Here is a 12631-nt window from a genome sequence, read left to right on the forward strand (position 1 = left end):
GTATGAGGCAGCGATCCTTGAAGGAGCCGGACATATGACGAGGCTGTTTCGAATCACGATGCCGCTCGTAATGCCCATTGTCAAAGTGGCTACACTGTTTTTGGTCGTTGGGACCTTGAAGAGCTTCGAGAATATTCTCATCATGACCAATGGCGGCCCTTACGGGGCAACGGATGTCATCGGTCTGTATATGTTTAATTTGGCCTTCGGCGCAGAGTATCGCAACTATGGCTACGCTTCCGCAATCGGTATGATCCTATTTGTCATCTTAATAACAGCTAAGCTGTTAACGGACAAGTTTTTGCCGAACAAGGACGTTGAGTTTTAATTTTCAGAAAGTTCGGAGGGATAGGATTGAAGGAAAAACATACATGGATGGATGTGGTCTGGCGCATCGTGTTGTACTTATGGGCGCTGACGATACTGTTTCCGCTTGCTTGGGTCATTTATGAATCTTTGAAGAGTAATCCAGAGTTTTTTCAAGATATTTGGGCGCTGCCAACGGAGCTGCGATGGCAGAACTATACGAAGGCCTGGAATGATTACGGCTTCGGTCGATCACTGCTTAATACGCTCTATTATGTGGGCGGGAGCTTGGTGCTGGGTTTGTTTTTTACGACGATCAATGCCTATGCGCTTACTCGTATGGAATTCAAAGGAAGAAAGATCATATGGAGTCTGATTATGCTGTCATTATTCCTGCCTGGGGTGAATGCGCTCGTGCCTCAGTATATCGTCATGCGGGAGCTTGACTTAACCAATAGTCTGACCGGATTGATTTTGTTGGCGAGTTTAGGGGAGAGTGTGTTTTACCTCATGCTGCTGGGCGGTTTTATGAGCTCGCTGCCGAAGGAATTGGAAGAGAGCGCAACGATGGACGGGGCAACGCTGTTTCAACGATTTTGGCGAGTCATTGTTCCATTGTCTACGCCAGGTATTGTCACGGTAGCCGTCTTCAAGTTCCTCGGCTACTATAATAACTTCATGGGACCCTTCATCTATTTAAGTGATCCGAAGAAATACCCGATAGCGGTACAAATGTATTCCGCGAACAAGCAGATGGAATACACTGCGGACTGGGTAACGCTGTTCGCCGGGGTGACCATTTCGATGATCCCATGCATTATTATTTATATGCTGTTTCAAAAGCTTCTGATGGAAGGTGCGACAATGGGAGCGGTGAAGGGATAGTGGAGAGTTTGAAAGTGAATTTTGTAACAACAAACTAATTTTTAATAAACGGGGGTAAGCAATATGGATATGCCTATTCAATCTAAAGAGGTAGACTTAAGCAAATTGGACAGTAAAATAACTTCGGAGCCAAACGAGGGGGAAGCATTGAAATGGCTGTCCCCTTTGAAAACTCCTTTTCATATAACCGGCTTTCCTTGGCTCACATCAGATGGTATATACCGTAGGCTGCCATTGCTTACTGGGACTCCTCTGCCGCCTGGGGTTGACACGCTAGCCTATTGTACAGCAGGTGGTCAAATTCGCTTCCGTACTAATTCTTCGCGCTTGGTTATTAAAGTGCGCTTGGCTGGAACAGGAAATATGTACCACATGCCTGCTACAGGGCAATGCGGGTTTGATTGCTATCTGGGTGATATTGGAAAACAGCAGTATATTGCCACAGCTAATTTCAATCATACGAATAAAGAATATGAATCACAGCTGTTTCATTGGAAAACCAAAAAGGATTTTACTGTCACCTTGAATTTTCCACTTTATCAAGGTGTGGAAGAAGTATGGCTAGGTGTAGATGAGGATGCTGCCGTAAGTGAACCGCCCCCCTACGCTAGCGATAGGCCTATCGTTATATACGGAACATCCATTACCCAAGGAGGATGTGCTTCACGGCCTGGAATGGCCTACTCTAATATCCTTAGCCGATCGATCCCGCTGCCATTTGTGAATCTTGGATTCTCTGGCCGCGGTAAGGGCGAGCCTGAATTAGCTCAAATTATGGCTGATATCAAAAACGCCGCCCTTTATATTTTGGATTATGAAGGTAACACGGGGGCTTCCGAGAACATAGAGCGCACTCTCCCCGTCTTCATTCGCATTCTGAGAGAGAGCCATCCTGAGACTCCTATATTGATTCTATCCAAAACACGGTCTGCTTGTGATTTATTTGATGAAGAAAGGCAGAAGTTACTTGAAGAACGAAGAAGCATTCAGCGAGAGAATGTAGAAAAAAGGAGGATGGAAGGGGACCACAATATCCATTTTGTTGACGGCTCGACGCTGCTTGGTGAGGATGACGTTAGCGAATGTACGGTTGATGGAACTCACCTGACCGATCTCGGTTTTCTTCGCATAGCCCATTCGCTTGCTCCAATTATTAAAAAGGTGCTTAAGCTATGAGAGATTTAATAGTTAATAGATCAGCAAATTCATCCGCGTTAACATAAGGTTGGATTCGAGCGAATTTGCGCTCGAATCCAACTTTTTTGCTTTTAAGCATGTTTTTGAGCGCTCCATAAATTCAGTTGTACGGCCTGTGCAGCAGGCATGTTATCTACGTCCCGCGAGCTGCTGTTCGGCCATTTGAACGAGCCGGCGAGTAATAGATCCGCCAATAGAACCCATATCGCGAGTTGTCATATTGCCATAGTAGCCGTCTTGCGGAAGTTGAATGCCTAGTTCCTGAGCAATCTCATATTTGAGCTGCTCCAGCGCTGCCCGCGCATGGGGTACAAGTAGTTGATTTGTTCGGTTTGCCATATTTTTTCAGCTCCTTTCTTGAAAGTATTATGCGACAACATGACATGGATTATTCGTTAAATACACCTAATTTTACCGCTCAATAGAGGAGGGAGTCCGTGCTAGAATGGATATAAGAGAGGAGGCATCATTTTGTTTATAAAACCTATGCTCATGATGGAGCACAAGGAGCCTTTTGATGACGAGAGATATTTGTTTGAACCCATGATTGACGGGCATCGGCTGCAGCTATCTTTTATTGCTAATAAAGCGACCTTATACACGAGACATTTTAATGATGTAACACGGCAATATCCGGAATTACATAATGTTCCCTTAGCAGAGTCTGCTGATATCATTTTGGACGGAGAAGTTGCTTGTTTCAATCCAGATACGGGTGTAATAGAATTTGATACATTGATCAATCGATACAAAATGAAAAAAGAATCACATATTCGCGATGCTAAGAGAGCCTTTCCGGTCAGCTATTATGTGTTTGATATTCTTTATTACAATGGCAAGGACCTTCGTGAAACACCGCTGCTGGAGCGTAAAAGACTGCTGGATGCTATATTGGAGGATAATGCTTATTTTAAGAAAATGCAATTCGTAGAGGGAAAAGGAATGGCATTATTCGATTTCGTCAAGCAATTAGAGCTGGAGGGTGTTTCTTGTAAACGCAAGGACAGCATATATGCCGAAGGCAAAACCGACGGCTGGTTGAAAATAAAGAATAGAGAATATCCAAATACTCGGATTTGTTAATGAAAATATTAACAACTATAATGATTTTTAATCTTATAAAACGATAAAGTCTAGGGTGGAATTGGCGCTTGCTGATCCTACCCTTTTTTTATTTCCATTCGCAATTGTATGGCTTGATAGTTGAATGTCTGTGAAGTTTGAATAGGTGATTTCTGTAATTTGATGGTAAATTTATATTGACTATTTCTAGAGAAAATAGTTACAATGTAATCGTTAATGAAATTAGTAATTGATTAATGATTTCATTCTTTTGTTGTGACGAAAGGAAAAACTTTGTAAGAGCAATAAGAGACATTGTAAGGCAAATTTATTTTTTGAAATCAAATGTAAGCGCTAGCAATTAACTATTGTATTGGGAGGGGAAATAAAGAAATGAACCAAAAAATTAAAAAGTACATGGCAATGATTTTGATTATGATGATGCTGCTGCCTGCACAGCTGCTTTCTGCAGCTAGTGTATTGGATGAGACGACTGACAACAGCAGGTCTATCCCTGTAGATTCTGATGTCAGCGGACATTGGGCGGAAAAGGATTTTGATAATTGGTTTCAGAAGGGACTTATAACGGGATACGGTGATGGTGTCTTTAAACCCAATCAAGCGATTAATCGAGCTGAGTTCATTACATTAGTAAATAAAGTGTTTAACTTTGTTGATGAGAGTGACATTTCATTCAAAGATGTGCCAGCAACAAGTTATTTTTATAATGAAATAAAGAAAGCGGTTGCATCGGGATACATATCCGGTTATAGCGATGGTACTGTACGTCCAAAAGATTCGATCAGCCGACAAGAGGCAGCAGTTATTTTGTTTAAAGTGTTCCATTTAAAGGAGGCGGCAGAGGGAACCAGTAATCTTAAAGATGTTGTAAGCCTGCCAGAATGGAGCAAGAAGGCAGTTGAGACTTTAGTTACGGAAGGATATGTTGACGGATACGAGGATCAAACATTCAAAGCAAACAAAAATATGACAAGGGCAGAAGCCATTCGTATCTTGAACCGAATCTCGGGCGAGATATTAGTGAAGGAAGGAAGCTATTCCAATGTTTCTGCTCGAAATGTAATCATAAATAAAGCAAATATTACTTTGAAGGATACGGTAATCGAAGGAGATTTGTATTTAACGGAAGGTATCTCTGAAGGTGATATTTTACTCGAAAATGTAACGGTAAAAGGAACGCTGCATGTTTATGGCGGTGGAGAGAACAGTATCAAAATAAAGGATTCTATTATAGCGGATGTCGTTGTTGATAAAGCGAACGGGAAAATTCGAATCATAACGATCGGTAGTACTGTTATTGCTCAGGTGTTTGTTCTTTCTGGCGTAAAGCTGGAAGAGGATGCGACACTTACTGGGGCTGGCTTTGTTAAAATTATTATTCGTGAAGATGCAGCTGCTGCTATCACGGTTGAGCTCGTTGGAAGCTTTGATCTAGTGGAAATGCAATCACTCTCAACATCTGCAATCAAATTATTGAAGGGCATCATCAGCAAAATGATTTTGGAGCATGGAACAGCTCTGCATGTAGATGCTGCGGCTGTGATCAAAGACATCCTTATTCATTTTGATGGCAAGTTAAAGATCACAGGAAGCGGAATGGTAAGCAGTGATTCCGAAAACGGAAAAAAAATCGAACGAGATACGACTCCATCTAACGTTGTGCCTGAGTCTACACCTGCTCCAACACTAACACCGGAGCCTACTGCTTCACCAGTACCGACAGTGACACCGACATCTACACCAGAACCAACTGCTTCACCATCCCCAATAGCGCCAGTGTTTAGTAATGTATCCGTACATGACCCTTCCGTTATCAAAACTGACGGCACATTTTATGTATTTGGATCTCATTTAGCGGCAGCCAAATCCAATGATTTAATGAATTGGTCATTAATTGATTCCGGAGTTAAAGAAGACAATAAGTTATTTAAAAGCGCGGAAAGCGACGTGTTGAGAGAGCTTGCAGAAGCACTCCAATGGGCAGATACCGATACGCTTTGGGCTGCAGACGTTATTCAACTCGCCGACGGAAAATTTTATATGTATTACAATGCGTGTCGTGGAGATCAACCGCTCTCAGCTATGGGAGTTGCAGTAGCTGACAGTATTGAAGGACCCTATGTGAATAAGGGGATATTCCTAAAATCAGGTGGCAGCACACCTAACTATGATGCAACGAAACAGCCAAACGTTGTTGACCCAGATACTTTCTTCGATAAAGACGGTAAGCTGTGGATGGTTTATGGATCGTATTCTGGCGGTATTTTCATATTGGAGATGAATCCTGAAACCGGATTCCCGCTAGAGGGTCAAGGTTATGGAAAAAGACTGCTAGGCATGAACCATAGTCGAATTGAAGCGCCGTATATTCAATACAATCCAGCTAATGACTATTATTATTTGTTTGTAACGTTTGGCGGACTTGGCGCGGATGGCGGCTACAATATGAGGGTTTCTCGTTCGAAAAATCCTGATGGGCCTTATGTTGATTATGAAGGCAAAGATATGATTGCTGCCTATGGAGCTGCGGGAACGTTCTTCGATGATGAAGCTATTGCACCATACGGCGTTAAGCTATTCGGAAATTTTGTGTTCAGCAATTTGAATGGACAATCTGATTTCCCTACGTATGGCTATGTTTCATCCGGACATAACTCAACTTATATCGATGAGACAACAGGGAAATGGTTTAATATTTTTCATAGTCGTTTTCCTTTAAGAGGGGAAGCGCATGAGGTTCGCGTCCATCAGATGTTCACGAATCAAGATGGATGGCCGGTTGTGGCTCCTCATCGTTATACTGGCGAAACGATAGCCAAAATCTCCGAAGGTGATGTTGTTGGCGCTTATCACTACATTAATCATGGCAAAGAAATTACGGCAGATATTAAGCCGTCATTGTATGTGAAGCTGCTCGGGGATGGAACCATTTCTGGTGCGGTAACAGGAACATGGAAGCTTGACGATGATTATTTTGCTAAGTTAGTTGTTGATGAGACGGTTGATGGGAATGTCGTTCAAACCGTATACAAGGGCGTATTCATTCGTCAATGGGATTCGTCACAAGAAGCATACGCTATGGCTTTTACTGTACTTTCTGAAAATGGTATCGCAGTTTGGGGAAGCGGTGTTCAGCCATTAACAGATTTGGAGTTGGCTGCAAACGCAGCTGATCAATTAACAATTGGTAATACAAACCGTATTTTAACGAACATAAGTCTGCCGGCTAAAGCAGCGAGCAACTGGTCTATTTCTTGGGAATCATCAAATACATCCGTTGTAACGGCGCAAGGAATTGTGACTCGCCCTGCTAGTGGTACTGGCAACAAAATTGTAAAACTAACAGCAACCATTACGGTCGGTGCTCAAACTGCGACAAAGGAATTTGTATTGCATGTAATTGAAGAAGCTGCAAATCCATTGGCAGACGGACTCATCGCACAATATAATTTTGATGGCGATCTGATTGATCAGCTGTCGGGTGAAAAGGGCGAGGGGAAAGTGACAGGAGATAGAATTAATAATGAAGGCGGATTGATAACATACGATTCGGGCGTAACCGGAAAAGGTAAAGCAGCAAGCTTCGATGGCGCTTCGGGTGTGCTGCTGCCAAACGGACTAATATCAACGAATGAATATTCCGTTTCCCTATGGTTAAAGCCTTCTGAGGCTGCACAATTTACAACTACCTTCTTCGGCGCCAATTCAGACAAAAGCTGGATAAGTTTTGTGCCAAGAGGGCCTGGAGATGCTACGCAATACTCCATGCTCTGGTCTGGAGAAGCCTGGTATGATGCTTCTGCGGGTACTCAAATATCTATTAATAAATGGACGCATGTTGCATTTACTGTCGCAAACGGTTCGGTGAAAATATATTTGGATGGCATTTTAAAGTACCAAGGTAAAGATTTTCCAGATGTATTCAAAGATACAAACAGTGTCTTCGCTCTAGGTGTGAACTACTGGAATACGCCTTATAAAGGTTTGATTGATGAGCTCCGCATTTACGAATTAGCTCTTAGCGCTGAGAAAATAGGTTTACTAGCTCATATTGAGCCAGATCCATCCGTTCTCGTAACGAATATTGAATTAGATTTGACGAAAAAAGATTTAGCGATTGGCGTTACGTATACTTCAGGAGTTACGATTCTGCCAGAAAATGCAGGAAACAAGTCGATTAGTTGGACTTCTGAGGATAATAGCGTGGCTTCCGTTAATGCGGCAACAGGAGAGGTCACAGCAATTGCTATTGGATTAACGAAAATTACAGCGACTGCTGAAGACAGTGGACATGTGACAGCGTCATATCAAATTAATGTCACAGATGGATTGATTGCTCACTTTGCATTTGATGGTGACTTATCGGATGCATGGGATCGGAAAGCAGCCGGGACAATCACAGGAGACAGGATTGATAACACAGGTGGAGCAATAAGCTATAATACGGGAATTACTGGTGATGGGATTGTATTTAATGGTTCCTCGGGTATTCGACTACCTGATGGTTTAATTAATAGCGATGTCTATACCGTATCCATGTGGCTTAAGCCAACGATTGTAACTGCCAATACGACTACCTTCTTCGGTGCTCAAACGTTGGATAGCTGGATCAGTTTTGTACCGAGAGGAGGCCCTAAGGCTGATACGATGCTCTGGTCCGGTACAGCATGGTATGATGCCAGCACAGGTGTGAAAATAAATACGAATCAGTGGACCCATATAGCTTTTACGGTTGATAAAGGCATGGTTAAAGTCTATATCAATGGTGTGCAAAAGTTTGCAAATACCAAATTTCCTCTTGTTTTCAAAAACGACAATGGCGTATTTGGATTAGGTGTGAATTATTGGGATTCGCCTTTTGTTGGGATGATGGATGAGTTGAAGATATACAGCAAACCATTAACGGCTGAGCAGATTGCTGCTCAATACGAAGAGGGTAACACCGTCATATTGAATGTAACTTTAAAAACTCTTGTTGCTGGGGAGCAAACTTCATTATACGCAAACCGAAGTGTAGTATGGAGCTCAAGCGATGATTCCATTGCTACAGTAAGTGCAACGGGTGTAGTTACGGCAATATCTGCAGGTGTTGTAACTATTGCTGCTAATTCCAGTACAGATTTTACCCAAAAAGGAACAGTTGTTATAACCGTTACGAATGGGATCCCTCCATTTCAAGAGGGGGAAGGATTAATTGTTAAATTGGATTTCAACGGCAATGTGTTAGACAGCAGTGGGAATGATAATCATGCAGTGATTAGAAACAACCGTGTGCAATATGTGGATGGACGTCTAGCGGGTGAAAAGGCAGTGAGCTTTCTACAGGCAGCTCAAGGATCAGCTTTTGACAATATTCCATTGGAATTGCCTCGAAATATGATAGTGGGTGACCAAGCCTATACGGTTGCTGCTTGGGTGAAATGGAACGGGGAGGCGAATGGCTGGTCACAAGCGTGGTCAAGTATTTATTTTAGTGATACATTTGTATCCGCGGACAATCCATTAAATTACTATTTAAATCTTGGTTTAAATAATACCGCCAATTTGTTCATAGGCAGACCGTCTGCTGCGTCAAGCAATCAATTGCCTGTTGGGGAATGGGCTCATATGGCGATGACCGTAAACCCTGGGGGCAAAACATCGCTCTATCTAAATGGTGTTCTTATTGCTCAGGCTGATTCTGATGTAAGGACGAAGGAAGGCTTTAATGAGCACTTTATTGGTGGCAATTTTTGGGATCAGAACTTTAATGGGGCAATGGATGAATTCAGAATGTATGATAAAAAGTTAACGGCCGAGGAAATAGCGGTTTTAGCAAAATAATATTGTTTCATTCTTCGCATATATGGTTAAGAAGAGATAGGAAACAAATCTTCATCATGATCAACAGAAGTTGTTCCGTTTTAAATGGATGAATGATCCTGTTAATTAAGTGAAAAAAAGGATCTACAGTCGCAAAAGAGCGAGAGTAGATCCTTTTTTATTAAAACAATAGGTTATCTTAGTACCTTAGTTCAATACCCGTCTAGCTGTTACATATTTATTCGCCCAATAGCTGCTGCTTAGGCTTGTAACGGTAACACCTTGACTGGAGGAACTATGAATCATTTTGTTGTTTCCAGCGTAGATGGCTACGTGACTAATTGATTTGCCGTTTGTGTTGAAAAAGACAAGATCGCCCATGCTTAAAGAGCCCTTGGCTACCTTCTTACCTACCGTTGCTTGTCCAGTGGAGTTGCGTGGAAGGTTAACATCAAGTCCTTTAAACAAAAATTGTGTGAAAGATGAACAATCGAATGCATATGTAACGCCAGCTGGTGCGCCAAATTTATAAGGTGTGCCTACATATTGTTTGCCTGTGCTAATAAGTTCTATAGTTGTGGGTGTTGCCGCATGCGCTTTTTGTGTGAACGATCCAAAAGTGATTGCCGATAATACGACTGCGCTGCAAAGGCTTGCTTTGGCAATCGATTTCATTAGGTTGATTTTTCTCATGCTGTTAGTGTGTCCCTCCGCGTTTCGTTTAATGTGTATTGACTATAACACATCGAAAAAGGGGCATTTTTGGCATATGAGAGAAAAAGGTTAGGAAAATCAAAGGATTTAAGCGATTATGAGAAAAAAATGAAAAAATATTAATAATAATGGGCTTGTTTCATCCATTAAGGCATGTTTACGCCTCTTGCGCTAATAAGAAGACTGTACCATTGATCTCTTGTCATCCGTTCAGATTGAATAATTGCATCTTGGCAAGCAATGATGCGCTTAGGATTAGCGGTGCCAATAACCGGTTGGATGCGAGCAGGATGCTTCATCAACCAAGCAAGAACAATTGCTTCAGGTGTTGTCTCATTTTCATCTGCTAGCTGCTTAACAAGAGCAGACGTTTTGATTTCTGCTTCAGAAGCATTCTCCGAGATCTTACCTGAAAATCTTCCTTGAGCAAGCGGGCCCCATGCTTGAATTTGAATATCCTCCATTTGCATGAACTCCATAAGTCCCTCAGCGAAATTATCTGCTAATCCTGCCTTTTGGTTTACATGAATTCCTTGGTCAACCCAGTCATGACGCAGCAAGCTCATCTCTAATTGATTAACGACGATTGGATCTGGCAAAGAACGTTGTAGAAAGCGAATTTGACCAGGGCTCATATTGGATACGCCAAAATTACGAACCTTGCCAGAAAGTTTGAGCTTCGTAAATGCTTCAGCAATTTCATCTGGCTCCATTAGAGGATCTGGACGATGCAGCAATAGAACATCAAGATACTCTGTTCCAAGTCGCTCAAGGATGCTATCTACAGAAGGTAAAATATGCTCTTTCGAAAAATCAAAGCGCCCTGGCAATGTACCATCGGCTAGCTTAATGCCTACTTTGGATTGGATGACAATTTGTTCTCTAAGCTTAGGCTGGGACTTAAGCACTTGTCCAAAAACAGATTCTGCCTTGCCTCTTGAATAAATATCCGCGTGATCGAACATTGTTATCCCAATTGATAACGCTGCTTCAATAGCTTCCTCTGCTTGACGGACGTGATCAGCTGTAATTGGATCCGCAAGATCCCAGCTTCCACCTAGTCCCATACAGCCAAGTGCGAGACGACTATCGGAAATACCGCGACGTTCTAGTGGCATAATTTTCATTTTCCATCAACCTCCGGAAATATTATTTGTTGTTTGACGGTTCTATTATACCTTGGTCTAATCAATCATATAAGCACTGAAAAAAAGTTCACTAACTAACCTTCAGTTTCACGTTGTCTTATCTATGTAATAGAATGAATTCGTTTGTTTACAAGTGATTTATTTTAATGCTAGATTAAATAAATCAATTCATATGAGTTTATTCAATAGGAGGAATATATAATGGCTTTCATCACTTGCAATTTTTATTCGGATGTATTAGGTCTAAGCACAGCTATGACTGTAATATTACCGCAGCAAACAACCTCGCAAATTGGTATGAATAATCGAAGTACGCAAAAGCTGCATCCTACGCTTTTTTTATTGCATGGGCTATCTGACGATGACACGATTTGGGCTAGAAGGACATCTATTGAACGTTATGTTGCTGAGCTTGGTTTGGCTGTTGTTATGCCTAATGTACATAGAAGCTTTTATACCGACATGGAATTTGGAAATAAATATTGGACATTTCTGACGGAAGAGCTTCCTACAATCGCACGATCCTTCTTTCCTTTATCTGACGCACGTGAGGACAATTTTGTTGCAGGCTTGTCTATGGGAGGTTATGGTGCTTTTAAATGGGCGCTTCGTCATCCTGATCGTTTTGCTTCTGCATGCAGCTTGTCAGGAGCGTTAGATATGTCCAATCATATGAAGAATTCGCCGGTGCCGCAAATGGCTCAGCTTTTCAAGCTTATATATGGAGAGAAAGAAATATCGGGTACCGAGGAGGATTTGCTTCACCTTGTAGCTGAAGGGGCAAAAAACGATTCGCCTAAGCCGGCACTCTTCCAATATTGCGGTACAGAAGATTTCCTTTACCAAGATAACCTGGCATTTCGTGATGCTTGTTTGGAAGCGGGTTATCCACTTACTTATACTGAAGGCCCAGGCGGTCATAGTTGGGGTTATTGGGATACGCATATACAAGATTTCCTTCGTACGTTACCGTTAGTCAAATCATGATCTTCTTCTAACTAATAGAATGATTGAATTGGAGCAGGCTGTTTTCTCTTCTATGGAGAAATAAAGCCTGCTTTTATTTTATGTGAAATAATGAAATGAATAGTTTCCTTTCATATAGGTTAGGGCAGTGAGTTGACTATTATAGAAGAAGATAAGTGTAAGCTGTAAACATTTCTGTTAGATGATGCTTGAAACAAGACTTTCTTGGTTTGGTTTTAAACGACGTTTTAATTAAGCTGGATAGCTTTAAGGTTCTGATGGGTAAGAGTAGAATAGGTTACGCTAATGGCGTTAAATGGAATGAAGGAATGGATCATTATATAATGAATAATTTCATTCCAAAAGCTAATGATAAAAGAAATTGAAATTAATTTAAAAAAACACTTGCAATAGTCTAGGCATACATGGTATATTCTAATTCCGGCCGAGAGATACACGCGGACGGCGAGCAAAACAAGAAAGAAAAGATTGCTCTTTGAAAACTGAACAACGAGTAACAAACTGCCTCG

General features: G+C 41.7%; 10 protein-coding genes. 7 read left to right on the forward strand and 3 right to left on the reverse strand.

All coding sequences use genetic code 11. From position 1 onward, the window contains the following. The 3 genes from AC0YOD_RS28910 to AC0YOD_RS28920 form a co-directional block, all read left to right on the forward strand. Positions 1 to 328: carbohydrate ABC transporter permease (locus AC0YOD_RS28910; protein ID WP_475802787.1), on the forward strand; the 328-nt coding region annotated here is incomplete at its 5' end. A gap of 26 nt (positions 329 to 354) precedes the next feature. Further along, on the forward strand, positions 355 to 1191 hold the full coding sequence (locus AC0YOD_RS28915) for a carbohydrate ABC transporter permease (RefSeq protein WP_475802788.1): 837 nt from the start codon (positions 355 to 357) through the stop codon (positions 1189 to 1191). A gap of 69 nt (positions 1192 to 1260) precedes the next feature. After that, complete coding sequence (locus tag AC0YOD_RS28920) at positions 1261 to 2367, forward strand: SGNH/GDSL hydrolase family protein (RefSeq protein WP_475802796.1); 1107 nt, start codon at positions 1261 to 1263, stop codon at positions 2365 to 2367. A gap of 150 nt (positions 2368 to 2517) precedes the next feature. On the opposite strand, the gene AC0YOD_RS28925 is transcribed toward AC0YOD_RS28920, so the two are convergent. Then, the gene (locus AC0YOD_RS28925; RefSeq protein WP_475802789.1) at positions 2518 to 2727 is read right to left on the reverse strand and encodes a small, acid-soluble spore protein, alpha/beta type; all 210 of its coding nucleotides are present in this window, start codon (positions 2725 to 2727) and stop codon (positions 2518 to 2520) included. Between the two features lie 132 nt (positions 2728 to 2859). Between AC0YOD_RS28925 and AC0YOD_RS28930 the strand changes: the two genes are divergently transcribed. Both AC0YOD_RS28930 and AC0YOD_RS28935 read left to right on the forward strand, forming a co-directional pair. Continuing rightward, entirely contained in the window at positions 2860 to 3471 is a 612-nt protein-coding gene (locus AC0YOD_RS28930; RefSeq protein WP_475802790.1) for an ATP-dependent DNA ligase, read from the forward strand. 372 nt (positions 3472 to 3843) lie between these two features. After that, positions 3844 to 9294, forward strand: a complete 5451-nt coding sequence (locus AC0YOD_RS28935) for a LamG-like jellyroll fold domain-containing protein (protein ID WP_475802791.1) — start codon at positions 3844 to 3846, stop codon at positions 9292 to 9294. Between the two features lie 186 nt (positions 9295 to 9480). On the opposite strand, the gene AC0YOD_RS28940 is transcribed toward AC0YOD_RS28935, so the two are convergent. Further along, on the reverse strand, positions 9481 to 9966 hold the full coding sequence (locus AC0YOD_RS28940) for a C40 family peptidase (protein ID WP_475802792.1): 486 nt from the start codon (positions 9964 to 9966) through the stop codon (positions 9481 to 9483). A 167-nt stretch (positions 9967 to 10133) separates the two neighbouring features. Continuing rightward, positions 10134 to 11114, reverse strand: coding sequence for an aldo/keto reductase (locus AC0YOD_RS28945; RefSeq protein WP_475802793.1), 981 nt, complete (start codon positions 11112 to 11114; stop codon positions 10134 to 10136). Positions 11115 to 11336: 222 nt separating this feature from the next. Between AC0YOD_RS28945 and AC0YOD_RS28950 the strand changes: the two genes are divergently transcribed. Next, entirely contained in the window at positions 11337 to 12122 is a 786-nt protein-coding gene (locus AC0YOD_RS28950) for an alpha/beta hydrolase (RefSeq protein ID WP_475802794.1), read from the forward strand. Positions 12123 to 12310: 188 nt separating this feature from the next. Continuing rightward, entirely contained in the window at positions 12311 to 12487 is a 177-nt protein-coding gene (locus tag AC0YOD_RS28955) for a hypothetical protein (RefSeq protein ID WP_475802795.1), read from the forward strand. Positions 12488 to 12631: the final 144 nt, after the last annotated feature.

The sequence above is a fragment of the Paenibacillus sp. J31P13 genome (assembly GCF_056269295.1).